The organism is Haloferax sp. Atlit-48N (genome assembly GCF_003383015.2).
Taxonomy (GTDB): Archaea; Halobacteriota; Halobacteria; order Halobacteriales; family Haloferacaceae; genus Haloferax; species Haloferax volcanii.
In genome coordinates this window covers 1,778,638-1,804,173 of the sequence record NZ_CP137689.1, presented here as the reverse complement: position 1 = coordinate 1,804,173, position 25,536 = coordinate 1,778,638, and the positions used below count along the sequence as shown (strand labels likewise).

At 68.2% G+C, this 25,536-nt stretch carries 25 protein-coding genes and 1 tRNA gene; 13 read left to right on the top strand and 13 right to left on the bottom strand.

Going from position 1 to position 25,536, the window contains the following annotated elements; genetic code table 11:
• Positions 1 to 91 precede the first annotated feature (91 nt).
• Complete coding sequence (locus tag DEQ67_RS09710) at positions 92 to 1,552, top strand: RtcB family protein (RefSeq protein ID WP_115802814.1); 1,461 nt, start codon at positions 92 to 94, stop codon at positions 1,550 to 1,552.
• Positions 1,553 to 1,579: 27 nt separating this feature from the next.
• On the opposite strand, the gene DEQ67_RS09705 is transcribed toward DEQ67_RS09710, so the two are convergent.
• The 3 genes from DEQ67_RS09705 to DEQ67_RS09695 all read right to left on the bottom strand — a co-directional run bounded on the left by DEQ67_RS09705 (position 1,580) and on the right by DEQ67_RS09695 (position 3,237).
• Positions 1,580 to 1,927: a hypothetical protein gene (locus tag DEQ67_RS09705; protein WP_004042910.1), complete on the bottom strand. Its 348-nt coding sequence runs from the start codon at positions 1,925 to 1,927 to the stop codon at positions 1,580 to 1,582.
• A gap of 105 nt (positions 1,928 to 2,032) precedes the next feature.
• The gene (locus tag DEQ67_RS09700; RefSeq protein WP_115861753.1) at positions 2,033 to 2,473 is read right to left on the bottom strand and encodes a hypothetical protein; all 441 of its coding nucleotides are present in this window, start codon (positions 2,471 to 2,473) and stop codon (positions 2,033 to 2,035) included.
• A gap of 209 nt (positions 2,474 to 2,682) precedes the next feature.
• A complete protein-coding gene (locus DEQ67_RS09695) occupies positions 2,683 to 3,237 on the bottom strand; it encodes an HAD family hydrolase (RefSeq protein WP_115861751.1) in 555 nt (184 codons plus the stop codon).
• Between the two features lie 75 nt (positions 3,238 to 3,312).
• Between DEQ67_RS09695 and DEQ67_RS09690 the strand changes: the two genes are divergently transcribed.
• Entirely contained in the window at positions 3,313 to 3,726 is a 414-nt protein-coding gene (locus tag DEQ67_RS09690; RefSeq protein ID WP_115861749.1) for a hypothetical protein, read from the top strand.
• Positions 3,727 to 3,764: 38 nt separating this feature from the next.
• Here the strand turns inward: DEQ67_RS09690 and DEQ67_RS09685 are convergent, their stop codons facing one another.
• The 4 genes from DEQ67_RS09685 to DEQ67_RS09670 all read right to left on the bottom strand — a co-directional run bounded on the left by DEQ67_RS09685 (position 3,765) and on the right by DEQ67_RS09670 (position 7,303).
• Positions 3,765 to 4,910, bottom strand: coding sequence for an acyl-CoA dehydrogenase family protein (locus DEQ67_RS09685; protein WP_115891499.1), 1,146 nt, complete (start codon positions 4,908 to 4,910; stop codon positions 3,765 to 3,767).
• Positions 4,911 to 5,009: 99 nt separating this feature from the next.
• Positions 5,010 to 6,206, bottom strand: coding sequence for an alanyl-tRNA editing protein (locus DEQ67_RS09680; protein ID WP_115802812.1), 1,197 nt, complete (start codon positions 6,204 to 6,206; stop codon positions 5,010 to 5,012).
• Positions 6,207 to 6,241: 35 nt separating this feature from the next.
• Entirely contained in the window at positions 6,242 to 6,763 is a 522-nt protein-coding gene (locus DEQ67_RS09675) for a helix-turn-helix domain-containing protein (RefSeq protein ID WP_115802811.1), read from the bottom strand.
• 455 nt (positions 6,764 to 7,218) lie between these two features.
• Positions 7,219 to 7,303: transfer RNA gene (locus DEQ67_RS09670), tRNA-Leu, on the bottom strand.
• 143 nt (positions 7,304 to 7,446) lie between these two features.
• On the opposite strand from DEQ67_RS09670, the gene DEQ67_RS09665 reads away from it, so the two are divergent.
• Positions 7,447 to 8,007 carry a DUF420 domain-containing protein gene (locus DEQ67_RS09665; protein ID WP_004042923.1) on the top strand — a complete coding sequence of 187 codons (561 nt, stop codon included), beginning with the start codon at positions 7,447 to 7,449 and terminating at the stop codon, positions 8,005 to 8,007.
• 353 nt (positions 8,008 to 8,360) lie between these two features.
• On the opposite strand, the gene purF is transcribed toward DEQ67_RS09665, so the two are convergent.
• The 3 genes from purF to DEQ67_RS09650 form a co-directional block, all read right to left on the bottom strand.
• The gene (purF, locus tag DEQ67_RS09660) at positions 8,361 to 9,842 is read right to left on the bottom strand and encodes an amidophosphoribosyltransferase (RefSeq protein WP_004061396.1); all 1,482 of its coding nucleotides are present in this window, start codon (positions 9,840 to 9,842) and stop codon (positions 8,361 to 8,363) included.
• Between the two features lie 377 nt (positions 9,843 to 10,219).
• The gene (locus DEQ67_RS09655) at positions 10,220 to 10,396 is read right to left on the bottom strand and encodes a 50S ribosomal protein L37e (RefSeq protein ID WP_004042936.1); all 177 of its coding nucleotides are present in this window, start codon (positions 10,394 to 10,396) and stop codon (positions 10,220 to 10,222) included.
• Positions 10,393 to 10,623 carry an LSM domain-containing protein gene (locus DEQ67_RS09650; RefSeq protein WP_004042938.1) on the bottom strand — a complete coding sequence of 77 codons (231 nt, stop codon included), beginning with the start codon at positions 10,621 to 10,623 and terminating at the stop codon, positions 10,393 to 10,395. The genes DEQ67_RS09655 and DEQ67_RS09650 overlap by 4 nt, the downstream gene beginning before the upstream one ends.
• Positions 10,624 to 11,005: 382 nt before the next feature.
• On the opposite strand from DEQ67_RS09650, the gene DEQ67_RS09645 reads away from it, so the two are divergent.
• The 4 genes from DEQ67_RS09645 (at position 11,006) to DEQ67_RS09630 (ending at position 16,032) form a co-directional block, all read left to right on the top strand.
• Entirely contained in the window at positions 11,006 to 12,358 is a 1,353-nt protein-coding gene (locus DEQ67_RS09645; protein ID WP_004061394.1) for a ribonuclease J, read from the top strand.
• Entirely contained in the window at positions 12,358 to 13,404 is a 1,047-nt protein-coding gene (gene idsA3, locus DEQ67_RS09640) for a geranylfarnesyl diphosphate synthase (RefSeq protein WP_004042941.1), read from the top strand. The genes DEQ67_RS09645 and idsA3 overlap by 1 nt, the downstream gene beginning before the upstream one ends.
• Before the next feature lie 189 nt (positions 13,405 to 13,593).
• Positions 13,594 to 15,306 carry a glutamate--tRNA ligase gene (locus DEQ67_RS09635; protein ID WP_115891500.1) on the top strand — a complete coding sequence of 571 codons (1,713 nt, stop codon included), beginning with the start codon at positions 13,594 to 13,596 and terminating at the stop codon, positions 15,304 to 15,306.
• Between the two features lie 66 nt (positions 15,307 to 15,372).
• The gene (locus DEQ67_RS09630) at positions 15,373 to 16,032 is read left to right on the top strand and encodes a cyclase family protein (RefSeq protein ID WP_006601519.1); all 660 of its coding nucleotides are present in this window, start codon (positions 15,373 to 15,375) and stop codon (positions 16,030 to 16,032) included.
• Positions 16,033 to 16,062: 30 nt separating this feature from the next.
• On the opposite strand, the gene DEQ67_RS09625 is transcribed toward DEQ67_RS09630, so the two are convergent.
• Positions 16,063 to 16,542 (bottom strand): DUF456 domain-containing protein, encoded by a 480-nt coding sequence (locus DEQ67_RS09625; RefSeq protein ID WP_004042946.1) that lies wholly within the window; start codon positions 16,540 to 16,542, stop codon positions 16,063 to 16,065.
• A 167-nt stretch (positions 16,543 to 16,709) separates the two neighbouring features.
• Here DEQ67_RS09625 and DEQ67_RS09620 point away from each other — a divergent pair, with 167 nt between their 5' ends.
• From DEQ67_RS09620 to DEQ67_RS09595, 6 genes are all read left to right on the top strand, one after another.
• Positions 16,710 to 17,039: a 4Fe-4S dicluster domain-containing protein gene (locus tag DEQ67_RS09620; RefSeq protein WP_004042948.1), complete on the top strand. Its 330-nt coding sequence runs from the start codon at positions 16,710 to 16,712 to the stop codon at positions 17,037 to 17,039.
• A 130-nt stretch (positions 17,040 to 17,169) separates the two neighbouring features.
• Positions 17,170 to 18,051, top strand: a complete 882-nt coding sequence (locus DEQ67_RS09615) for an electron transfer flavoprotein subunit beta/FixA family protein (RefSeq protein ID WP_115891526.1) — start codon at positions 17,170 to 17,172, stop codon at positions 18,049 to 18,051.
• A gap of 2 nt (positions 18,052 to 18,053) precedes the next feature.
• Positions 18,054 to 19,802: an electron transfer flavoprotein subunit alpha/FixB family protein gene (locus DEQ67_RS09610; RefSeq protein WP_115891501.1), complete on the top strand. Its 1,749-nt coding sequence runs from the start codon at positions 18,054 to 18,056 to the stop codon at positions 19,800 to 19,802.
• Entirely contained in the window at positions 19,799 to 21,463 is a 1,665-nt protein-coding gene (locus tag DEQ67_RS09605; protein ID WP_008610359.1) for an FAD-dependent monooxygenase, read from the top strand. The genes DEQ67_RS09610 and DEQ67_RS09605 overlap by 4 nt, the downstream gene beginning before the upstream one ends.
• Positions 21,464 to 21,476: 13 nt before the next feature.
• Positions 21,477 to 21,917, top strand: coding sequence for a hypothetical protein (locus DEQ67_RS09600; RefSeq protein WP_115861741.1), 441 nt, complete (start codon positions 21,477 to 21,479; stop codon positions 21,915 to 21,917).
• A gap of 104 nt (positions 21,918 to 22,021) precedes the next feature.
• Positions 22,022 to 22,756 (top strand): GNAT family N-acetyltransferase, encoded by a 735-nt coding sequence (locus DEQ67_RS09595; protein ID WP_008611747.1) that lies wholly within the window; start codon positions 22,022 to 22,024, stop codon positions 22,754 to 22,756.
• A gap of 113 nt (positions 22,757 to 22,869) precedes the next feature.
• Here the strand turns inward: DEQ67_RS09595 and DEQ67_RS09590 are convergent, their stop codons facing one another.
• Both DEQ67_RS09590 and tmcA read right to left on the bottom strand, forming a co-directional pair.
• Positions 22,870 to 23,034 carry a hypothetical protein gene (locus DEQ67_RS09590; RefSeq protein WP_169331103.1) on the bottom strand — a complete coding sequence of 55 codons (165 nt, stop codon included), beginning with the start codon at positions 23,032 to 23,034 and terminating at the stop codon, positions 22,870 to 22,872.
• Between the two features lie 78 nt (positions 23,035 to 23,112).
• Entirely contained in the window at positions 23,113 to 25,377 is a 2,265-nt protein-coding gene (gene tmcA / locus DEQ67_RS09585) for a tRNA(Met) cytidine acetyltransferase TmcA (protein WP_115861739.1), read from the bottom strand.
• Between the last annotated feature and the right edge of the window lie 159 nt (positions 25,378 to 25,536).

Genomic DNA, 25,536 nt, shown 5'->3' with positions numbered 1-25,536 from the left:
CGTCGCGCCGACGGTCGCGCCGCGCGCCGCTCGTCGCGGGCGCTCGCGGCGTGACGGAATCCTATTGAGTCGCCGCGTCGATTGTCCGCGTATGGAAACACGCGAGTTCGGCGACATCGAACTGCGACGAGTTCGCGAGCACGTCTGGGAGATTCCGCAGGAGGGCGAGATGAACGCCCCCGCGCGGGTGCTGGCCTCCGAGGCGCTGCTCGACCACATCGGCGACGACAAGACGCTCGAACAGCTGCGGAACGCGACGCACCTGCCGGGTATCACCAACCACGCCATCTGCATGCCCGACGGCCACCAGGGCTACGGCTTCCCCGTCGGCGGCGTCGGCGCGACCGACACCGCGGACGGCTGTATCTCCCCCGGCGCGGTCGGCTACGACATCAACTGCGGCGTCCGCATGATGACGACGAACCTCACCTACGAGGACCTCCAGGGCCACGAGGAGGAACTCGTCGACGCCCTGTTCGAGGCCGTCCCCTCGGGACTCGGCGGCGGCGGCGTCGTCAAGGGCGACGCCGAGACCATCGAGGACATCCTCGCCCGCGGGATGCGCTGGGCGGTCGACGCCGGTTACGCCACGGACGACGACCTCGCCCACTGCGAGGACGAAGGCTTCCGCGACGACGCCCGTCCCGAGTTCGTCTCCCAGAAGGCGAAAGACCGCGGCCGCAACCAAATCGGCAGTCTCGGCTCCGGAAACCACTTCCTCGAAGTCCAGCGCGTCACGGACGTCTACCGCGACGACGTGGCCGAGTCGTTCGGCCTCGAAGCCGACCAAATCGTCGTCCTCATCCACTGTGGCTCCCGCGGACTCGGCCACCAGACCTGCACCGACTACCTCCGGCGCATCGAGCAAGAACACGCCGACCTGCTCGACGACCTGCCGGACAAGGAGCTCGCGGCCGCGCCCGCCGGCTCCGAACTCGCAGAGGAGTACTACGGCGCGATGTGCGCCGCCATCAACTTCGCGTGGGTGAACCGACAGCTCATCATGCACCGCACGCGCGAGGTGTTCGCGGACGTGTTCGACCGCGACTGGCGTGACATGGAGATGCGCCTGTTGTACGACGTGGCGCACAACATCGCCAAGAAGGAGGTCCACATGGTAGACGGCGAGGAGCGCGAACTCTACGTCCACCGGAAGGGCGCGACGCGGGCGTTCCCCGCGGGCCGGCCCGAACTCCCGCCCGCCTACGCCGACGTGGGCCAGCCGGTCATCATCCCCGGGAGCATGGGCGCGGGGAGCTACGTCCTCCGCGGCGGCGACCAGTCGCTCGACCTCACCTTCGGCTCGACGGCCCACGGCGCGGGCCGGCTCATGAGCCGAACGAAGGCGAAACAGGAGTACTGGGGCGAGACGGTGCAGGACGAACTCCGCGAGCAGGAGAAGATATACGTGAAAGCCCAGTCGGGCGCGACGGTCGCAGAAGAAGCGCCGGGCGTCTACAAGGACGTCGACGAGGTCGTCCGCGTCTCCGACGAGTTGGGCATCGGCGACAAGGTCGCGCGGACGTTCCCCGTCTGCAACATCAAGGGCTGAGTCCCCGACCCGACCGCGTTTCGCGGCTCAGGCGACGGTCGTCCCGACCGCGCGGCGCTTGTAGAAGTAGTACGCGAGCGCCGCGAGACCGACGAACACCGCGGTCACGCCGTCACCGACCGCGCCGCCCGAGAGGAGCGCCGAGACGACGCTCCCGAGACCGATGGCGAGGACGAGCAGGCCGCCGCCGAGAATCCACGCCCGCGAGTCGCGGTCGCCCTCGTCGTAGTGGCCGCGCTCGATGAGCGCCATCTCTTTTCTGTGTTCGAGGTAGACAACCGCGCCGGCGAACGCGAAGATGACGACGGCGAGGGCGACGAACGGCGCGAAGAACAGCGCGTCGCCGAGACCGAACGAGGACTGAACGGGAACCATGGTGGATAGTCGGCGCGTGAGCTATTGAATACGAGCTGATGCGTGCTCGCACGAGGTGAGCGGTGTCGTCGTTGCGCCAACGAGCGTGCGAGTCGCGGACGAGGCTCAGAACCCGCCGGGACCGCGCGGCCCCGCGTCCGGTCCTCGCGGGCCGGGCGGCCCCGAGGGGCCGCGTCCGCCGATGACGACGTAGTCGCTCTCGGGCACCGCCTCGACCTCGCGGCCGTCCTCGTATCTGACGAACGAAAGGTAGAACTCGCGGCCGCAGGGCGACGCCACTCCGGGCTGTTCGACGTCGTCGGCGTCGACCACGTCGCCGGTCCACGACAGGGGTGAGTCGCCCTCACTCGCACCCGCGTTCTCATCCGCGCCCTCGCCGCAGACGAACCGGACGCCTTCGGCGTCTTCGAAGTCGTCTGACGGGTCGGCGTACGCCCATCCTTCGAGCGGGTACGGCGTCACCGACTTGTCGGCCAGATAGCCGTCGCGTTCGAGTTCGACGACCGCGCCGCAGTGCGGACAGTAGTACGAGACGGAGAATTCCATGGGTGAGCGTAGGACTCCGCGGGCTTAACGGCCGCGCCGGTGCGGAGATTTATCACGGATTCCGCGGCCAGCGCCCCCGTGCGTTGAGCATCGCCGCCGGGCGCAACGCGGGAGCGCGGCACGCCGCCCGGCGGAGCGACCGTGCCGCCTGTTTGCTCCCGTCGTAGCTTCTGCTCTGTTCAGACCAGTCCAGTTCCTTCGACCCTCGCTCAAACGCCGGCGGGACCGCCGTCGACGTATCTGAAGGCGACGCCGGCGCGGTCGGCCGTCACCTCGTCGCGGGCCGAGTCGCCGACGAACACGGCCGAGTCGGGGTCGACCGCCATGCGTTCGAGCGTCGTGAGCAACGGCTCCGGGTCGGGCTTGCGCGTCGCCACGCTGTCGCGGCCGACGACGGCGTCGACGTGGTCCGAAAGGTCGTGCACGTCGAGCGCGACCCGGCAGGCGTCCTCGGCGTTGAGCGAGCAGACGCCGGAGGGGACGCCGTCATCGGCGAGGTGGTCCGCGAGGGGAAGGCGGTCGGAGAGCCACGCGCCCTCCCGTTCGTGGGCCGCGAGCTCTCGCTCTAGGTCGTCGCGGACGCCGGCGTCGTCGGCCGCGTCGAGCATCTTCCAGAGGTCCAGCGAGTCGGCATCGACGCCGGCGTTCCGTAGGACGGCCGCGGCGTCGCTGGCGGCGTCGTTCCAGTCGACGCGGAGGTCGACGAGCGTCCCGTCGAGGTCGTAGACGACCGCGTCGAACGCCGAGAGGTCGGGGAGCGTCATTGCCCGCAGTAGGGCACCGCGGGGAAAAGACGCTTCGGGCGAAGGCCTATACGGGACCCCGGCGTCGCTTCCCGCATGGCATCCGCGCTCCGCGACCGCCTCGCGCCGATCCTCCCGTCGCTCGTCGTCGCGGCCGGCGTCTTCCTCCCGTGGATACAGGTCGACCCGGCCCACGAGGGGCCGGTCATAGACGTCTACTACGGCGGCATGGGAAACGGGCTGGAACTCGTCCACGGTATCGTCCTCCTCCCGACCGTCGTTTTGCTCTCCGTGGCCGCGCTCGCCGGACGGCGCTCCCGACGCGCGGAACTCGTCGTCGGCGTCGTCGGGACCGTCGCAGTCCTGCGGTTCATCCAGCTGTGGGACGAGACGTTCGTCTCGGCGGCCGGCGCGTGGGTGACGCTCGTCGGCTGTCTCCTCCTCGCGGGCGTCGCCGCCGTCGACGTGGTCCGCGAGCGAAGGCTGCCGACGCTCGCCCGGAGTCCGTGAGCGACTCGACCGGCTGAAAAAGAGGTCTGCTCGCCCGTTCAGTCGAGGAGCGACCGCGCGATAATCTCTTTTTGAATCTCGCTGGTTCCCTCGTAGATGGTCGTAATCTTCGAGTCGCGGTAGTACCGCTCCACGTCGAAGTCGGTGGTGTAGCCGTAGCCGCCGTGGACCTGCACGGCCTCGTTGGTCACGTCGACCGCGGCCTCGCTGGCGAAGTACTTCGCGATAGACGCCGCGGTCCGCGGGTCGTCGCCGGCGTCGGCGACGCGGGCGGCCTCGCGGACGAGCATCCGCGAAGCGTGGACCTGCGTGCCCATGTCCGCGATTTTGTGGCGAATCGCCTGAATCTTCGAGATGGGCTTGTCGAACTGCTCGCGCTCGTTCGCGTAGTCGATGGCGTCGTCGAGCGCGGCCTGCGCGAGTCCCACGGCCTGCGAGGCGATGCCGATGCGACCGCCGGTCAGAATGCGGAAGGCCGCAGAGAGGCCCTTGCCCTCCTCAGTGAGTCGGTTTTCCGCAGGAATGCGCACGTCGTCGAAGAGCAGCGCCGTCGTGTCGGACGCGCGGAGCCCGAGTTTCTCCTCTTTCTTGCCGACCTCGTAGCCGGCCGACTCCGGAACGAGGAACTGCGTGACCGACGAGGGGTCGTCGTGGTCGGTCTTGGCGAAGAGGATGCAGACGCCGCCGCGCTGGCCGTTCGTTATCCACTGCTTTTTGCCGTTGATGACGTACTCGTCACCCTCGCGCCGGGCGACCGTCGACATCTCGGCGGGGTTTGACCCCGCGTCCGGCTCGGAGAGGCCGAACATGCCGACCGGTCGGCCGCGGACCATCTCGGGGAGCCACGTTTCCTTCTGTTCGTCGGTCGCGAACTCGGCGATGCACTCGGTGGCGAGACAGTGCACGGAGAGCGCGGTGGCGACGGCGAGTTGGCCGTAGGCGACCTCCTCGTTGACGACGGCGTAGGTGGCTCGGTCGGCACCGAACCCGCCGTACTCCTCGGGGACGGTCAGGCCGGTCAGGTCGAGGTCAGCGAGGCCGTCCCACACGTCCTCCGGGAACGCCTCCGTCTCGTCGGCCTCGCGCGCAGTCGGGCGAATCTCCTCGACGGCGAACTCGTGGACCACGTCGCGGATGGCCCGTTGCTCGTCGGTCAGACCCGTGGCAGACCCTACGGTTTCCATGGTGATGAGTACGGACCATCATTGAAAAAGATGATTGAACCGCCGGTCGTCCGTCGGGCGTCAGCACGCCACAGTCTCGGTCGCTGTGCGGGACTCCACTCAGTCGCGTAGGTACGCGAGAACCTCGTCGGCCGGCGCGCCGAGACCGCCGCCCTGCGCGAACGTCGGCCCGCCGCCGCCACCGCCGCCGAACTCGTCTGTCACCTCGGCGACGACCTCCCCGGCGGCCGCGTCGCCGGCGCTGGCGACGACGACGAACGGCGCGTCCGATTCGCCGACGGCGACGAACACGTCTACGGCCGCTCCGTCGCGGGCCTCTTTGGCGGCCTCCCCGACCTCGTTCGCGTCGAAGCCCGAGACTGCACCGACGTTCCACGTCAGCCCGTCGCGTTCGACCGTCTCGAAGTCCGCGAGTCGGGAGCGCAGTACCTCGGACTTGAGGTCCGCGAGTTCGGACTCCAGTTCTTCGCGCGCGGCCGCGACTGCGGCGGCTGACTCTCCGAGGCCGTCGAGGTTCGTCCCGAGCGCTCGGGCGGCCTCGTAGGCGGACCCGCGGACCGCGGCGCGGCGGTCGACGGCCGACGGCCCGACCGCGAACTCGACGCGGGTGAGACCCTCGCCGGGGTTCGACCGGCCGAGCACCTCGACCGGCCCGATTTCGACGGTGTTCGAGACGTGCGTGCCGCCGCAGGCCGCCCAGTCCCAGCCGTCGATGGAGACGACTCGGACGGTTTCGGACTCGGAGAAGACGCCTTCCTCGGTCTTGACGTTGAACGCGATTTCCTCGCGGTCGCGGGCCTCCGCGACGGGAATCTCCTCCCACGACACCTCGCGGCTGTCCCACACCGCCCGGTTGACGAGGCGCTCCAGTTCGACGAGCGCGTCGTCGTCGACCTCGGTCGAGGTCTCGAAGTCGACGCGGACCTTCTCCGCGGAGATGTCGAAGCCGCCGTAGCCGAGGTCGTCGAAGATGCGGCGACCCGCGCCGTAGAGAACGTGACTCGCGGTGTGCGCCCGCATGCAGTACGTCCGGAAGTCGTCGTCGACGACGCCCGTCACCTCGTCGCCAGCGGCGAAGTCGGGGTCGGCCGCGAGGTCGTGGACGACCGCGCCGTCGGCGTTCGTGCGGACGTGTTCGACGTCGACGCCGCCGAGAACGCCCCGGTCGGCGGGCTGGCCGCCGCCTTCTGGATAGAAGTACGTCTCGTCGAGGACGACCGACCGACCGTCGACGCGCGTCACCGTCGCGTCGAACGCCCGGACCGTCGGGGAGTCGGGTGCGAGTGAGTCGGACATGTGCGCGTCGAGACGCCCGACCGAGAAAAATCGTGCTACTCGTCGACGAGGGTCACGCCGAGGCGCTCTTCGAGGGCGCGGATGGCCGACCCCCCGACGTTCGCCCGCGTGGCGCGGCCCTGCTCGATGGCGAGCAGTTGCTTCTCGTCGAGGTCGAGTTCGTCCGCGAGTTCAGCGAGCTGGAGCCCGGCGTCCTGCCGGGCGGACTCGACGACGCCGCCGTAGCCGGAGACGAGGTAGGGAAGCCGGTCTTTCTCGTAGTTCGTCCCTTTTTCCTCCCAGTGTTTGGAGTCGCCCTTCGCGCTGTCGTACAGCTTGGCGGTGCGCTGGGCGGCGCGCTTCTTGCGGTTCCCCGATGAGCTGTCCCGGGAGGCGTCGCTCGACCCGCTTTTTCGGTCCGCGTGGCGGTTCTCGCCGTGCGGCGCGCAGTCCGGACAGACCAACAGGTCCGCGCCGGCCACGTTCGCACGCCGGAGCTTCGCGGTGCTTCGGCCGCAGAGTTCGCAACTGTCGCCGTCGCCGCCGCCACCGCCCCGGTTCGTCGAGTACTTGGCCATGCCGCGTGTTACTCGTTCGACCCTTTTAAACTCGCGGCACGGGGATGCGGCCGAGACCGAGGTCGACGGTTGCACGGCCACTGGCCGGTGAACACCGAAAAAACCCGGAGAAGGATGCCTCTCGGGGTGTAGTTTCGTGGAAGGATTGTGCGTGGGTGATGTCCGTGTAGGGACGTCACCTGCATCATTCGGCGGCTACGCCGCCTCATTGCGGACTGTGAGTCCGCACATGCGATGCGTGGGACCGGATTTGAACTTCCGAGACTCGCTTCGCTCGTCTCGACGTTCGAATCCGGCGAGCCGGATTCTCACCGGCGGACCGCTACAGGACAGCGCTCTCGCTGTCGGAGAGCGGTTCAGAGAAATCCAGAGAGGAGCACCTCTCGGGGATGTAGTTTCGTGGAAGGATTGTGCGTGGGTGATGTCCGTGTAGGGACGTCACCTGCATCTTGCGATGCGTGGGACCGGATTTGAACCGGCGGACCTCTACAGGACAGCGCCCTCAACGCTGCGCCGTTGGCCTGGCTTGGCTACCCACGCTCGCTGTGTCTTACTGCACTCTCCGTTACCCCGCGGTAATTTAAATGACTTTCCTTTCGACTCGGCAATGTCGGGCGTTTGCAGGCGTCGTACCGCGGTCGGGCGACCGAACGATTTTGGCCTCGCGGCCCCGGAGTACGCCCATGGAGTTCCGAGCACGCGACCACGTCCGCGGACTGACCGCTCTCCTCTCGGTACTGTCGCTCGCGCTCGTCTTCGGCGCGGCGCTCGGCGCGATTCCCCGCGCCGCGATTCCGACCGCGCCGGCGGCCGCGCTGAACGCGATTCCGCACGTCAACGCGGTCATCAGCACCGTCGCCATCGTCACCATCCTCGCCGGCGTCCGGTTCGTCCGCCGCGGCGACATCGAGCGCCACCGGCGCATGATGCTCGCCTCGTTCCTCCTGTTTGCGACGTTCCTCGTCCTCTATCTCTACAAGGTCGTCGTTCAGGGGACCGCCGAGTTCCCCGGCCCCGACGCAGTCTATCAGTTCGTCTACCTCCCGACGCTGGCGATTCACATCCTTCTGGCTATCGTCTGCGTCCCCGTCGTCTACTACGTCCTGCTGTTGGCACTGACGCGACCGATAACCGAAGTCTTCGGAACCGAACACGCTCGGTTCGGCCGCGTCGCGGCCTCGCTGTGGCTCGTCTCGTTCGTCCTCGGAAACGTCGTCTACGTCCTCCTCTACGTCATCTACTGAGAGGGACGGCGAGCGCCGTCGCTCGGGCGTTCCAAGGGAGTACCCGTCCGACGCCCGCGGCGGAGCGCGCGGCCCGAGGGCCGTTAGTTCGGACGGGCGGTAGTACGTGGTGCGACCGGCAGGTCACAGAGACGGGGCGTGCGAGCCCTCCCGCGGCGTCCGCCCCGTCGATTCGCACTCCGTACTCCGCCCGCAACCCGGTCCTCGGCGAGTCGGAGTACGGTCCGAACGACGGGCGCGAGAGAAAAGAAAGGCCGCGTTGACTATGCTATCGCGGCTCTCGGTGACTGTCTTCTGTGTCGAGAGGTCGGCGGGTCGGACGGGTCGGCAGGTCGGACGGGCGTCGGTGAGACTCAGTCGCTCAGCGGCGCTTCGGCGCCGACGACGGGGCGACTCACGTCGCGGTCGGTTTCCTCGCCGTCGATGTCGTAGGGGTACTCGCCGGTGACACAGCCGAGACAGAGGTCGCTTTGGGACTTTTCGAGCACTTCGGCCACGGAGTCGATAGAGAGGTAACCGAGGCTGTCGGCGTCGATGGTGTCGCGGACCTCCTCGACTGACTTGTCCGAGGCGATGAGCTCCTCGCGGGTGGCCATGTTGATGCCCATGTAACAGGGCGCGACGATGGGCGGCGCGCCGATGCGCATGTGGACCTCGGTCGCGCCGGCGTCGTACAAGAGTTGCACGAGCTGATTCGAGGTCGTCCCGCGGACGATGCTGTCGTCGATGAGCGTCACGGACTTCCCCTCGACGGTGCTCTTGATGGGGTTGAGCTTCAGGCGCACGGCGCGCTCGCGCTCGTCTTGGGTCGGCATGATGAACGTCCGGCCGACGTAGCGGTTCTTCATCAGCCCCTCAGCGAACTCGACGGTCGCGTCGTCTTCCTGTGCGGCCTCGGCGTAGCCGGAGGCGAACGCGCGGCCCGAGTCGGGGACGGGCATGACCACGTCGGTGTCGACGCCGTTTTCGTCCCAGAGCTTCCGACCGAGTCCCCGGCGGGCCTCGTAGACGAGCGTGTCGTTCATCACGGAGTCCGGGCGGGCGAAGTAGATGTGCTCGAAAAAGCAGTGGGCCGTGTTGTCGCGTTCGACCAGTTGATACGAGTCGAAGCCGGAGCCGTCGGGTTCGAGGACGACGAGTTCGCCCGGCTTCACGTCGCGGACGAGTTCGCCGTCGAGCGTGTCGATGGCGGCCGACTCGGAGGCGAGCACGTAGCCGTCGTCGACTTTCCCGATGCAGAGCGGCCGATTCCCCTCGGGGTCGCGCACGCCGAGGACCGTCTCGTCGTGCATGATGGTGAGCGCGTACGAGCCGTGGATGCGCTCCATCGTTCGCTTGACGGCGCGGACGAGGTCCTCTTCGAGGAGGTTGCGCGCGAGGTCGTGGGCGATGACCTCGGTGTCGCCCGTGGAGGTGAAGGCGTGGCCGAAGTTCTCCAGTTCGTCGCGGAGTTCGTCGGCGTTGACGAGGTTGCCGTTGTGCGCGAGACCGAGCGAGCCCGACTTGAACGAGACGGCGAACGGCTGGGCGCACGACTTCGACACGTCGCCCGCGGTTGGGTAGCGGACGTGGCCGATGCCGGCTTCGCCCTTCAGGCCGTCGAGGTCGTCGGCACCGAACGCGTCGCCGACGAGACCCATCTGGACGTGACTGTGCTGTTGGAACCCGTCGTGGGTGACGATGCCTGCGGACTCTTGTCCCCGGTGCTGGAGGGCGTACAGCGAGTAGTAGAGGGGCCGTGCGGCGTCTCGACCGCCGAGTGCGACGCCGACGACACCGCACTTCTCGGTCGGTCCGCCGATGTGGTGGTGGGAGTCGTCCCGCCCAGTTACCATGGAAGATGATAGAGAGTCGAGGGGGTAAAAAACCCGTCCTTATGCAGTAACGACGGGGTCCCCAACCGATAAATATCCACGTTAGTGCATATGTTTACGGAGCGGGGCGGCGACTACGAGCCGGCGCGTAACCCGACGAGAACGGAAGCGACGCACCCGGGGCTGGTCTCGTCGGCCGCGGCGACAGCGTCGGCTCGGGGCGGTAGCGGTTGTCTGGAAAGTGGTGAGAACTGCACGCAGGTCGGGGGTGGGACGCCGTACTCGGTGCTAGCGAGTGTCACGGGGTCGAAGACGAACCGGGAGTCAGGAACGCGGGTTCGTTCTCGCCGCAGACGGCGAGAGAGAAGACAGAGACGGTCGGAGACCGTCGAGAGTCGTTAGTTGTCGCCGGACTTCGACTGCCAGGCGTAGCTCCGACGCTTCTTCGACTTACCGAAGCCGCAAGACGAGCAGACCTTCTTCTTCACGTGGTAGGACTTCTCGCCGCAGCGACGGCACTTGACGTGCGTCGTCTTGTTCTTCTTTCCTTGGCTGGGGGTTCCTGCACCCGTCATGCTTTGATGGTGACGACGTTATCGCCGCGTATAATGGTTGTGTCTTGGACTTGCTCGAGTTCGATATCCCCGGGCACGGTGTCTTCGTCCAGCGCTTCTTCGAGTACGACGTTCATGTGCTGGTCGTAACCAGCGAGGACGCCGAAGTACGCGTTTCCGTCCTTGAGGAGAACCGTCACCGGCTCGTCGAGTGACGCTTCGAGGACGTCGAGAGGTCGGCCGCTCATGCATCAAATCCGTCTCGTAGTTATCTTAAATGTGCCGGACCGACAGTGCGAGATGGCCGTCGAATCCGACCGTCCGGGTCGAAATCGTCGTCGGGCGAGGGAATCCTCGTCTCACGTGAGATGTTCTCTCACGACCCCGGGCGTGCGGGCGCGATGAACCCACGTAGTTTTTAGTACCCCCGCGAGTAGAACTCAGTACCAGAAACCCGCGGGTAAGTGCGGGCGCGCCCAAATCGACCGGTTCGGGCCGTCTCGTACGCGGGGTCATTCGACCGACGAGCTGCAAGACGCCGGGGCCGGTGGCCCCCAGACACCCGTCTTTCCGTGAGCACCTTCGCCACATCGTGGCTTTCGATGCTCGGAATATCGAGACACACAAACCATGGAAATCGAAATCGCAACCATAGGCGGATACGAAGAAGTCGGCCGTCAGATGACGGCCGTCCGTGCCGGAGACGACGTCGTCGTCTTCGACATGGGTCTCAACCTGTCGCAGGTCCTCATCCACGACAACGTCGAGACCGAAAAGATGCACAGCCTCGACCTCATCGACATGGGCGCTATCCCGGACGACCGGGTCATGAGCGACCTCGAAGGAGACGTGCAGGCCATCGTCCCCACGCACGGCCACCTCGACCACATCGGGGCCATCTCCAAGCTCGCCCACCGCTACGACGCCCCCGTCGTCGCCACGCCCTTCACCATCGAACTGGTGAAACAGCAGATCGAAGGCGAGAACAAGTTCAACGTCAACAACGACCTCGTCAAGATGGAAGCCGGGTCGACGATGTCCATCGGCGACTCCGGACAGGTCGAACTCGAATTCGTCCACGTCACCCACTCCATCATCGACGCCATCAACCCGGTCATCCACACGCCCGAGGGCGCAATCGTCTACGGCCTCGACAAGCGCATGGACCACTCGCCGGTCCTCGAAGACCCCATCGACATGAAGCGCTTCCGCGAAATCGGCCGCGAGGGCAACGGCGTGCTCGCGTACATCGAAGACTGTACGAACGCCGGCCGGAAGGGCCGCACGCCCTCCGAGTCCGTCGCGCGCCGCCACCTCAAAGACGTGATGACCTCCGTCGAGGACTACGACGGCGGCATCGTAGCGACGACGTTCTCGTCGCACATCTCCCGGGTCTCCTCGCTCGTCGAGTTCGCCAAGGATATCGGCCGCCAGCCGGTCCTCCTCGGCCGCTCGATGGAGAAGTACTCCGGCACGGCCGAGCGCCTCGGCTTCGTCGACCTCCCCGACGACCTCGGGATGTACGGCCACCGCAAGTCCGTCGACCGCACCTTCAAGCGAATCATGAAGGAGGGCAAGGAGAACTACCTGCCCATCGTCACGGGCCACCAGGGCGAGCCGCGCGCGATGCTCACCCGCATGGGCCGCGGCGAGACGCCGTACGAGATTGACGACGGCGACAAGGTCATCTTCTCGGCGCGGGTCATCCCGGAGCCGACGAACGAGGGCCAGCGCTACCAGTCCGAACGCCTCCTGCGCATGCAGGGCGCGCGCATCTACGACGAGATTCACGTCTCGGGCCACCTCCGAGAGGAGGGCCACTACGAGATGCTCCAGGCGCTCCAGCCCCAGCACGTCATCCCGGCTCACCAGAACCTGAAAGGCTTCGCTCCGTACGTGGACCTCGCGGAGAGTCAGGGCTACGCCCTCGGTCGCGACCTCCACGTCACGCGGAACGGCAACATGATTCAGCTGGTGGAGTGATGACTCCCGACGCGACGGAAAAGCGGGTGCTCGAGGCGATTCGCGAGCGGCGCGAACTCGTCAACGACGCGCTCGACGAGGACGTACCGATGGCCGAGCCCGAACGGCTCTACGAGGCCTCACGGTACCTCCTGAAAGCCGGCGGCAAACGCCTCCGGCCGACCGTCTCCCTCCTGACCGCGGAGTCCCTCGCGGACGTCGAACCGATGTCGGAGGACTACCGGGCGTTCCCGACGCTCGCGGGCGACCCCATCGACGTGATGGTCGCGGCCGTGAGCATCGAGGTCATCCAGTCGTTCACGCTCATCCACGACGACATCATGGACGACGACGACCTCCGTCGCGGCGTCCCGGCGGTCCACAAGGAGTACGACAACTCGACCGCCATCCTCGCCGGCGACACGCTGTACGCCAAGGCGTTCGAACTCCTGACGAAGACGGGCGCGGACCCCGCCGACGGCCTCGAAGCCGTCCGCCGGCTCGCGACCACCTGCACGCAGATTTGCGAGGGGCAGGCGCTCGACATCGAGTTCGAGCGCCGCACCGAGGTGCTCCCCGACGAGTACCTCCAGATGGTCGAACTGAAGACGGCGGTGCTCTACGGGACCGCGGCCGCCGTTCCGGCGGTCGTCATGGGCGCCGACGACGAGGTCGTCGAGGCGCTCTACCAGTACGGCATCGCGTCCGGCAGCGCGTTCCAGATTCAAGACGACGTGCTCGACCTGACCGTGCCGTCCGACCAGCTCGGCAAACAGCGCGGCTCGGACCTCGTGGAGAACAAAGAGACCATCATCTCGCTTCACGCGCGCCAGCAGGGCATCGACGTGGACGACCTCGTCGACGCCGAGACGGCCGAGGAACTCACCGAAGACGCCGTCGAGGCCGCCGTCGCCGAACTGAACGAGGCGGGCAGCATCGACTACGCCCGCGAGATGGCCGAAGACCTCACCGAACAGGCCAAATCGCGGCTCGACGTCCTCCCGGACAACGAGGCCCGCGACCTGCTGTGCGACATCGCGGACTACCTCATCACCCGCGGCTACTGAGCGCGCGGCGCACCCCGAGCCCACAGCGAACCGCTGTCGTGCGGGCTTTTCTTTCGACCGTCCGCCACCGAGCCCCGCCGCAACTCATATCTGCTCTGAAATGCTAACATGTACCGTACCCCTGCCCGCGCGAGGACCCTTCCCCGCAATCCGGGCCTGTTTTTAGGCGCGCCGCGGAAGCGAACGGTAATGGACGACGAGCTTCGAGAGCGCATCGAGCGAGAGGCCGAGAAGCACGCGCTTCTCAACGCGGTGAAACACGACAGCGACGCCGACGTGGGCGCGATTATGGGCCCGCTGATGGGCGAAAACCCCGACTTCCGACAGCACGGCGGCGAGATTCCGGGCCTCATCGGCCCCGTCGTCGCCGAGGTCAACCGGCTGTCGGCGGGCGAAAAGCGCGAGCGACTCGAAGACCTCGCGCCCGAGGAACTCGCTGAGATGGAAGCCGAAGAAGAGGCGGACGACTCGCTGCTCCCCGACCTTCCGAACGTCGAGGCGTACGACGAGGTCCGCATGCGCGCCGCGCCGAACCCCAACGGCCCGTGGCACCTCGGCCACGCCCGCATGCCCGCGGTCATCGGGACGTACAAGGAGATGTACGACGGCTCGTTTATCGTTCGGTTCGACGACACCGACCCGGAGACGAAGCGACCGGACCTGACGGCGTACGACGCCATCCTCGACGACATCGACTACCTCGGGTTCGAGCCCGACGACGTGATTCGCGCCTCCGACCGGGTGGAGACGTACTACGACCACGCCCGCGAACTCATCGAGATGGGCGGCGCGTACACCTGCTCGTGTTCGGGCGAGGAGTTCTCGAACCTGAAGAACGACGGGAAGCCCTGTCCGCACCGCGACAAGGACCCCGAGACGACCCGCGAGGAGTTCGAGGACATGGTCGCAGGCGAGTACAGTTCGGGCGAGATGGTTCTCCGCGTCAAGACCGACATCGAGCACAAGAACCCCGCGCTGCGCGACTGGGTCGCCTTCCGCATGATAGACACGCCGCACCCCCGCGAGGAGGCGGCCGACTACCGCGCGTGGCCGATGCTCGACTTCCAGTCCGGCGTCGACGACCACCTCACGGGCGTCACCCACATCATCCGCGGCATCGACCTCCAGGACTCCGCGAAGCGCCAGCAGTTCGTCTACGACTACTTCGGCTGGGACTACCCCGAAGTCGTCCACTGGGGCCACGTGCAGGTCGACGCCTACGACGTGAAGATGTCCACGTCGAGCATCAAGGAACGCATCGACGCGGGCGAGGTCGAGGGCTGGGACGACCCGCGCGTGCCGACCATCAAGAGCCTCCGCCGCCGCGGCATCCGCGGGCAGGCCATAGTGGACGCGATGGTCGGCCTCGGCACCTCCACCTCGAATGTCGACCTCTCGATGTCGACCGTCTACGCGAACAACCGCGACCTCGTCGACGACGACACGGACCGCTACTTCCTCGTTCGGGACGGGGAGGCGTTCGCCGTCGAGGGCGGCCCCGACAGCGCCCACCCGCCGCTCCACCCGAGTTTCGAGGAGCGCGGCACCCGCGACATCCCCGTCGGCGACAGCGTCCTCCTCGAATCGGGCGACGTGCCCGCCGAGGGCGAGCGCGTCTGGCTGAAGGGCTTCGGCGCGGTCCGCCGCGAGGGCGACTCGCTCGTCGCCACCGGCGACGCCCTCGACGTGGTCCGCGAGGGCGACGTAGACGTGATTCACTGGGCACCGACCGACGGCGTCCCGGTCCGCATGCGCACCATGGACGGCGACGTGACGGGCGTCGCTGAACCCGATTTCGGTGACGCGCCCGAGGACGAACTCGTCCAGTTCGAGCGCGTCGGCTTCGTCCGCGTGGACGACCGCGGCGACGACGAGACGGTCGTCTACTTCGCGCACAAGTAGGTCGAGCGACGGACAGTCGCTTTCGACACGAACACTCGTTTTACCCACCCCCGCCTAAGGAGCCGTATGACCCTCCTCGACCTCACCCGCCGCGTCGAAACAGGGATGCCGACGTACCCCGGCGACCCGCCGGTCGCAGTCGAGTCGCACGCCGACTTCGAGACCGACGGCTATCGCGTCTCGCGGCTCGAACTCGGAACCCACGCGGGCACGCACGTCGATGCCCCCGCGCACACCGAGCCGGACGGCGCGACGCTCGACGACTTCCCGGCCGACGACCTCCGGTTCACCGCTCGCGCAATCGACTGTCGAGGCGCGGGACCCCGCGGTCGAATCGGCCCGGACGCGATTCCCGAACGCCTCGAACCGCGCGTGGATTTTCTCGTGTTCCGAACCGGCTGGGAAGACGAGTGGGGGACCGAACGCATGGCCGACCACCCGGCGCTCGCGCCCGAGACGGCGCGCGCCTGCGCGGACCGCGGGCTCTCGGTCGGTATCGACGCGCTCAGCCCGGACCCGACCGGCGGCGACGGCGTGCCCGCCCACCACGCGATTCTCGGGGCGGGGCTCCTCGTCGTCGAGAACCTTTGCGGGTTGGACGCGCTCCCGACCGACCGGACGTTCGACCTGTACGTCATGCCGCTTCGGGTGGACGCCGACGGCGCGCCCGCGCGGGTCGTCGCCGACGCGGAGACGGGGCTGATTCGGCGGCGAGACGAGCGGTGAGTCGGCGGGAACGCGAAAACCGGCCTGCGCTCAGAGCACCACGGTCAGGACGAACCCGACGAGCATCGAGAACGTCAACAGCGCCTGCACCGCCGCGGTGGCGAGGACGCCGACGGTGGCGACGAGGGCGCGCCGACCGCTCTCTTCCGCGTCCTGATGGTCGACGTATTCGAGGGCGAAGACGGTGCCAGCGACGCCGACGAAGATGCCGAGCGGGCCGATGAGGAACATGAGCAGGAAGCCGACGACGCCGGCGACAATCGAGGTTCGGGTCGACGCGCCGCCGAACCGCGCGGCGACCATCCCGCCGGCGTAGTCGGTGACGAGCGCGACGAGGCCGACGAGAGTGAGCCCGACGAACGCGATGGGACCGGGCTCCGAGAAGCCGGTCGACACCCAGTAGACGACCACGCCGACTACGGACAGGAGCGCACCGGGAAGCAGCGGGAGTACGCTCCCGACGACGCCGAGGACCAAGAGGGCGAGCGCGACCCAGAGGAACACGTCCATACCGGGGTGGTTCGGGCCGGGGGCTATTCACCCCACCGAGTGGGCGCGTGGCGGCCCCGACGCGGCCGCGGCGGGGGTCGAGGTACCGACTCATGCGACGAGTCGCCCGCTTTCTGCCCGTTCGGGGGATAGTTTATTGCCTCTACCGGAATATGTCACTAAGAGTCATGGCTATCGACCCGCAGTTCGAGGCAAACAGGGAGAAGGTCGGCGAGGAAAACGGCGTGGCCGTCTGGGGACCGGTCGACCCGCCGGAGAAACACGGCATCCACGGCACGCACGTCGCGGTGGACTTCGACATCTGTCTCGCCGACGGGGCGTGTCTGGAGGACTGCCCCGTGGACGTGTTCACGTGGGTCGACACGCCGGGGCACCCGGAGTCCGACATCAAGGCCGAACCGACCCACGAAGACCAGTGCATCGACTGCATGCTCTGTGTCGACGTCTGCCCGGTCGACGCCATCGACGTCGACCCCGGGCGAGCGGGACGCATCTGAGGGAAGAAACCCCGATTTTTTGCGGGTAGCCCCGCCGAGAACGACGCCGCTGAGCGGCGCAGACGTTCCAATCACCTAGCACAAAAGATTATTATGAATATGAGCTAGCATTAACTGGAGAGTGTTCTCAATGCACATGGTGGTACTTACCAAAGGCGTGCCCGACTTCCGGGAGGGCCAGGTATCGTTCGACGAGGACGGGCATCTCGAACGGGGGAAGACGCCCACAGTGATGAATCCGAACGACCGCTTCGCGCTGGAGGCGGCGCTCCAGACGCGGGTTCGACACGGCGGGCGAGTGAGCGTGATGAGCATGGGGCCGCCGGGGTACAAGGAGGTGTTACAGGAGGCGATGGAGACGGTGTACGCCGACGACCTCCACCTCGTCTCGGACCGCGAGATGGCGGCCGCCGACACGTGGGCGACGGCCATCACGCTCAGCGCGGGCATCGAAGTGCTCGGGGAGCCGGACGTGGTGTTCGCCGGGTTCAAGACCGCAGACGGGGAGACGGGCCACACCGGCCCGCAGACGAACTGGTGTCTCGACATGCCGCTCGTCACGCACGTCATCTCCCTCGACATCGACGAGGAGGCGGGGACCCTGCGCGCCAAGCGACTGGTCGAAGGCGACATCGAGGAGATAGAGACCGTGGAGACGGAGCTTCCGGCGTTCGTCGTCGCGGACCCCGAGTTCGAGCCGTCGTATCGGACGGCGGGCGAGCGCCTGACGCTGAAGGACCTCCGCGAGGAGACCCGAGCGCGCGCCGAGAACTACGAGGAGCATCTGACGGTGCGGGACCACGCCGACATCAACGTCGACCCGGACTACATCGGTCTCGACGGCTCGCCGACCATCGTCTCGTCGGTCGACCCGATTCCGAAGGCCCCGGCGGAGCGGGAGGCCACGATGGTCGACCCCGACGACGCGGGAGCCATGCAGGACGTGCTGACCGCGATGCAGTCGGCGGTGGGCGACGGCGACGGGGACGCCGCGGCCGCGGGGGGTGACTGAGCGTGACCGACTTCGACCCCGGCGACTACGAGATTTCGGAGCTCGGTCCGGCCATCAAGGACATCGACGACCTCGGCGAGTTAGAGGAGATTCTGCAGGCCGAACACCGCGGGCAGAACCGCGCGCCGGCCGTTGCGCTCATCGAGAGCCGCATCGAGAAGTTCTCCGAGGACGAGGAGCCGGCCGACGCCGACGGGCTGGACCTCGCGTCGATGAGCACCGCGGAGGTCGGAAACGCCCTCCAGAGCGTCGAGGAGGTCTCGGAGCTCGAATCGCTCCTCGAACGCGAGGAGGCGGGCGAGAACCGCGACCCGGTGAAGCGACTCATCAGAAACCGCATCGACTCCGTGAAGGGAAGCGACGAGGAGGACACGGAAGTCGAGGTGGACGACCGGACACCCGAGGAGCGCCACCCGGACCTCGACCACCCGACCCGCGACAAGCGTCACGTCCGGTCGCTCCACGGGGGAACCTACCGCGACATGTGGGTCTACTGCGAGACGCAGGCGGGCGAACTCGTAGACGTGTCCAAGGAGATGCTCGGGAAGGCCCGCGAACTGATGGACACCTACAACGACGACTACACGACCGACGAGCGGGTCGTCGCGGTGCTCATCGGCGCCGACGTGTCGAAGCACGTCGAGGACGTCATCGCCTACGGCGCGGACGTGGTCGTCGTCCGCGAGGACGCCAGACTCGAACGCTTCCAGCACAAGCCGTACACCGAGATATTCTGCGACATGGCCCGCGCGGGAGCCACCCACCAGAACTTCGAGGTCACGGACGGCCGCGACGAACCGTGGCGCGACTACGACAAGCCGCGGTACGTGCTGTTCCCGGCGACGAACAACGGCCGGGACCTCTCGGCGCTCGTGCAGGCCGAACTCGACTCCGGCCTCGCCAGCGACTGCTCGGGGCTCTACATCACAGAGGAGGTCATCTCGAACCCGGTCAAGACCGGCGTCGCCGGCGAGAAAAAGGAGTTCCAGCGCGTCCTGCACATGAAGCGCCCGGACTTCTCCGGCTTCGAGTACTCGACCATCCTCTGTATCGACAACCCGACGCGGGAGTTCCACCCGCAGGGCGCGTCGGTCATCCCGGGGAGTTTCGACCTGCCCGAACCCGACGCCGAGCGCGAGGGCCTCGTCGTCGAACACGACGCCCCGCTCGACGACGACTGGTTCCGCGTCACCGTCACCGACTACGACCGACTGGACGAGGGTATCGACCTGACCGGCCACGAGGTCATCGTCGCGGTCGGCCGCGGCATCGGTGACGACCCGACGAAGGGCATCGAACTCGCCTTGGACCTCGTCGACCAGTTCGAGGACGCCGAGGTGGGCGTCACCCGCGGCATCGTCACGGGGTCGTTCAACTTCGACGGCCACGTCGAGCAGTACACCCACGAGGACAGACAGATAGGCGAGACGGGGCAGGTCGTCGCGCCGAAACTCTACATCGCGGCGGGTATCTCCGGCGCGGTCCAGCACAAGGTCGGCATGGACGAGTCGGACACCATCGTCGCCGTCAACACCGACCCCGACGCCCGCATCCGCGACTTCTCGGACTACTTCATCGAGGGCGACCTGTTCGAGGTGTTGCCGAGGCTGACGACGGCGCTCAAGGAGGGCCGGTTCGAGGCGGCGGTGGCGAGCGACGGGGGGCGCGCGGCATCGACGCCGCCGGCCGGAACGCCCGACGATGGCGCTGGCGCTGGCGCGGCCGCGGACGACCGGGGTGAGTCGCGATGAGCGACTACGAACACTACGAGGCGCTCGTCGTCGGGGCGGGTCCCGGCGGCGCGGCGGCGGCCGCGACGTTCGCCAACTACGGCATCGAGACGCTCGTCCTCGAACGCGGCGTCGAGGCCGGGTCGAAGAACGTCTCGGGCGGGCTCATCTACGCCGAGGAGTCCGCGCCGTACACCATCGACGACCTCTTTCCGGGGTTCCGCGAGGCGGCCGCCGAGCGGCCCATCACGAAGTACCGCATCCACAACATCGCCGGCGACAAGGTGGAGTCGTTCGACCTCACGGACCTCCACGAACACGACACCGAGTGGTCCGACTCGGTCCTCCGGCGGAAGATGGACTCGTGGCTCGAAGCCCGTGTCCACGAGCGGACCCGCGAGACCGGCGGCGGCCTCCTGACGGGCGTCCACGTCAACGGCCTGCTCCGCGAGGAGGGCCGCATCGTCGGCGTCACGCTGGACGAACTCGACCCGATAACCGCCGATATCATCGTCGCGGCCGACGGGGTGAACTCCGAACTCGCCCGCGACGCGGGCCTGATGGACTGGGACGAGCCAGACGAGTGGTTCCAAGGCGTCAAGGCCGTCGTCGACATGCCGGAAGCCGCCATCGCCGACCGGTTCGACGTGGCCGAAGACGAGGGCGCGGCGCACCTGTTCTCGGGCGACCTGTTCGAGGGCGTCCGCGGCGGCGGCTTCCTCTACACGAACCGCGACACGCTGTCGCTCGGGACGGTGTTCCACCTCGACAGCCTCGTCGCGGAACGGGCCGAACCGCACGAGCTACTGGACGGGCTCTTGACCCATCCGTTGCTCGCGCAGTGGCTCGGTGACGACTACACCGAACTGGAGTACAGCGCGAAGCTCGTGCCCGACTCGAAGAAGGTCGCCCTGCGCGAACCGCACTTCGGCCGCCTGCTCCTCGTCGGCGACGCGGCCGGGCAGATGCAGGCGCAGGGGCCAATCATCAAGGGCATGAACCACGCCGTCACCGCCGGGGCGCTCGCCGCGGAGTCGTACGCGCAGGCCAAGTCGCGCAACGAACCGGAGAAGGCGGGGACGCGATACGCCCGCAAACTCCGGAGCGAGGGCGTGATGAAGAAGCTCCGGCCCCGCGGCTACGAACTGCTCCGCGGCGTCGCCGAGGACGACGGCGTGACCGACGTGGTCGACACCGTGCTCACCTCGGCGGTCGGACGCGCCGGCATCAGGGCGCTCTCGGGGCGGCTCGAACGCCTCTACAACGTCCCGACGCTGTCGGCTTTGATGCCGGACACGCGGACGCCCTACGTCACGCTCCCGACGGTCATCGCCGAGGAGTTGGGGACGCGGGTGCGCGAGACGAGTTCGGTGACGCCGCCGGACCTCGAAGCCCGCATCGGCGGGCTGACCTACGACACCGACATCGGCAACCCGCACATCACGCTTCGCGACGAGTCCTACGAGGCGAGCGGGGCCGCGGTGGCGGCCTGTCCGGTCTCGGCGGTCGATTTCGGCGGCGGCTGTTACCGCGAGGAGGTCGTCCGCACCAACGGCTCCGAGGAGCGCGTCGTCAGCCTCGACACCCAACCCTGCGTCGAGTGCGGCACCTGCGCCGTCGTCGCCGACACCGACTGGAGCCACCCGCGCGGCGACAAGGGCGTCGAGTTCAAGTGGGGATGACCGAGGTGAGCCCATGAGTCGCGACGTGACCCAATCGGAGTCCCGCCCCGTCGCTGACGGCCGCGGGGCCGCGGAGCGCCACCCCGAAGACGTTCGGTTCGGGGAGCGCGCCAGAGCCCTCGCCGCCGAGGCCCGAGAGGCCCGGGAGTCGTTCGAGCCGCCGCCGTCGTCGGCCGCGGACCGGCGCGCGCTCGAATGTGCCCGCGACGGCGTCGGCCCGGCGGTGTCGCTCTACGTCAGCGCGCGGACGGGCGACCGGCAGGTCTCGTTTACCGGCGAGGAGTTCGAACTGCTCCACCGGGCGATGAACGACTGGCTGGCCATGTACGCCCGGTGCTACGGCGTCGACCTCGACGCGGACTTCACGGTCCGCGAGGCCGCCGAAGTCCTGCTCCGGACCCACGACGTGGTCGACACCGCCCAACTGCTGACCTGCGTCCCCGCGCGGCGCTGAGGGCGGCCCGCGCCCCGCGGTCCTCGTTTCACCCGTCGGCGAAGCCGACTGTCGGCGGGTCAAACACGAACAACAATTATAAATCATGAGTGTGATTGTGTACCATGGAAGTAACTGACAGTCTCAACTTCGGACACAAAGACCGCAAAGACATCTACGAGTACATCGAGCGTCACGGGACCGTCCGCGAGGACGAGGTACGGCGGGCGCTCAACTTCGAGCCGGCGGCGCTGGGGGCGCACCTGACCGTCCTGCGACGCGACGGCTACATCCGAAAGGTGGGCAACCACGTCGAGGTGGCCTACGCGCCCGGCGAGGCGGAGACGGTCGAACTCGGTGACCTCGACGTGACGATTCGGATGGCCCAGAACGTCGACTTAGAGAGCCTCGTCAACGCCATTCACGAGGTCGCGGACGAGGGCCGGTACATCGAGGCCGAGACGGTCGCGGACCTGCTCGACCACGAGGAAGTCGTCCTCCGACACAACGAGGTCAGTTCCCGGATGGTGTTCGTCGCCACGGTCGGCGACGAACTCGCCGGCTGGGTCCACCTCGACCTGCCCGAGGCGGAGAAACTGAGCCACACCGCCGTCCTGACCGTCGGTACGCGACCGGAGTTCCGCGGCCACGGCATCGGGAGCAAACTCCTCGACCGCGGCGTCGACTGGGCGCGCGAGCGCGGCTTCGAGAAGCTCTACAACAGCGTCCCGGCGACCAACGAGGAGGCAATCGCGTTCCTCGAAGGCCACGGCTGGGAGACCGAAGCCGTCCGCGACGGCCACTACAAGATAGACGGCGACTACGTCGACGAAGTGATGATGGCCGTCTCGCTCCGGTGAGCGCGGATTCGCTCCGTCTCCGACCCTGATTTTCTGCGCGTCGTCGCGCTCGCCAGCGACGCGTCGGCTTCGCGGGTCCCGCCCACGACCGGTCGCGCGACCACCCGACCGGCTTACGACCAGTCGTCTTCGGCCCCGTCGAGGGGTTCAGCGACGACGCCGTCCTGCTGAACGAGCGCTCTCGCGTGAGCCGTACAGACGTTCCTGTCGGCGTCCCACGGCACGTGGAGCCTGACCGCCGCGACGTTCTCGCAGTCGGGTTCGCTGCACTCGGCCATACGGAGAGCGTCGGCTCCGACGACCATCGGTGTGTCGGCGGGCGAGCGACTGAGACGCGGCCGCTCCCCGGGCGGGTCTCACCGGAATCGCTCGCGTTCCTCGCGTGCCGCGTCGGTGCCGTACTCGTCCACGAGCGGTTCGTAGGCGTCGCCGAGCGCGCGCATCGCGCCCGCGGTCGAGTGGAAGTCGAGTTCGTCCGCGACGGCGTCCCACGGATGCGTCTGGAGGACCTTGCGGACCACCAGTCGCTCCTCTCGGGGGGTGAGCGACGCGCGTTCGGGGTTCGTGAGGTGCGCGAGTCCGAGACGGCGGAACGCGCCGGGCGCGGTCGTGTAGAGCCCCGGGCCGTAGGACGCGCCCACGACGACGCGCCACTCGTACTCGGAGAGGTCGGGCGAGAGGGAGCTATCGACGGCGGCGAGGGCGGCCCGCGCCACGTCGGCGTCGAGGTCCGAGAGGGCGTCTCCGAGCACGTCGCCGACGCGGCCGAGGAACCAGTTCGCGTGGCGGTCGCGGAGGTCGCGGCCGGCGGACGACAGCGGGCGCATCATGAGCGCCGAGTACTCGCCGCTGGTGTCGTTTCTGGTGGTCGAGAGGTGGACCGTGCCGTAGCCGTTGTCGCGCCAAAACGAGAGGAGCTCGGGGGTCGCGCCGAAGCCGACGCCGAGGTAGTCCGCGTCGTCCGCGAACTCGTCGCGTAGCTCCGTGAGGAGCCGCGAGCCGAGGCCGGACGACCGGACCGCGTGGTGGGTGGCGATGCGCATCACGCGGTAGCCGACGGGGACGCCCGCGCCCTCGTCGCGGAGTTGGCTCGTGAACACGTCGGGGAGCATGTTCCCGCGGATGCGGCCGCCGTCGTACATCTGCCGGCGGGTGTCGGCGTCGAGGCCGCCCTCGCGGGCGAGGAGCACGACCGAGACGACCCGGCCCTCGTGGGTGAGCGCCCGGAGCGTCAGGTTCGGGGCGTCGAGGAGGCGGGCGAGGTCGTCCGGTTCGGTCCGGTAGTGGGCGAGGACGAGCAGGCCGAACGCCTCGCGGAGCAGGTGTTCGTCAGCCAGTAGGTCGTCGGGCGAAAGCGCCCGGTAGGAGACGGTCTCAGGCGTCGCGTCCGTGACGAGCTGGTCGACCGGCGGGCGGGCGTCGAGGAGGAGCGCGCGGAACGTCCACGACTCGACGGGGTCGCCGGCGGCGTAGCGAATCGGGTCGTCGAGGCGCGCGTCGGTCACCTCGCGGTCCGCGTCGTCGAGACGGTCGCGGAAGCGGACGGCGAAGCCGCGGCCCGCGCCCTCGTAGCCGCGGACGGTCGTACAGAAGGCGACCGCGGGCGCGGCGAGGAACGATTCGAGGAGCCCGACGGGGAGGGCCGCGGCCTCGTCCACGACGAGCGCGTCGGCGTCGGCCGCCGCGTCGCCGGCCTCTGTCGGCGGGACGTAACGGACCCGCCCGCCGCGGTCGGCCGCGATGTCGAAGTCGTCCGCGCCGCCGCCGCGGAGCGCGCCGAGTTCGGAAAGAAGTCGCTCGGCGCGGGCGAACACCTCGGCGGCGTTCCGCTCGCCGGGCGCGGTCACGACCACGTCTTTGCCCTCGGCGGCGAGGCTCCCCGCGGCGAGGCCCGCCGCGCTCGACTTCCCGCGGCCGCGGTCGGCCTCAACGACGACGGCGGTCCCCGGTTCCGTCAGGGCTTCGAGCGCGGCGAGCGCCTCGGACTGGTCGGCGGTGAGGCAGTCCTCGTAGGCGCGCCGCGGGAATCGGCGGTCTTTCTCCGTCGGCACCCGCGGCGGGGCGGCGTCGAAGCTGATTCCCTGTCGGTACGCGCCGTCGCGTTCGACGGTCCCCGAATCGAGGTCGACGAGCGCGACGCCGGGGTGGTCCCGGAGCGTCGAGACGAGTCGGCCGCGGAAGCGACCGGTCACGTCCGCGACGGAAAAGGGCGGGACGGCCAGTCGCTCGTCGAACGAGTCGCGGCGAGTCGGCCAGTCGTCGAGCGAGGGGGTGAGCAAAACGAGCAGGCCGCCGCCGTCGACCGCGCCGGCGACGCGGCCGAGCGCGTTCGCCGAGAACTCCTCGTGGGCGTCGAGGACGACGAGCGTCCGGGTCGTCCCGAGGAGCGACGAGGCGCGCTTCGGCTCAACGCGGTGGAAGCGAAACCCCTCGCGGGCGGTGGCGAACGTCACCTCGTCGTCGGGCACGTCGGCCCCGCGGACCGCGTCGAAGGCGGCGTCGATGCCGGCGTCGCGGTCGCCGGCGAGGACGAGGAGGCGTCGCTGGTTCGTCGCCAGCGCCTCCTCGCGGCGGGCGGCGGCGAGCGCCTCGACATCGGGGTCGTCGCCGAGTTCGGTCATGGGATGGATACGTCGGCGCGGCTATTCACCTCCTTCGGTCGGCTGCGAGCGACCTCGTCCGTCGGTCGGTGAAGCGGCGGTTCCAGTCGGGCGTCACGCCCAGCACATGATGGGTCTAGTGACCAACCGACACGGATATTTCGACAGTCCCGTCGACGA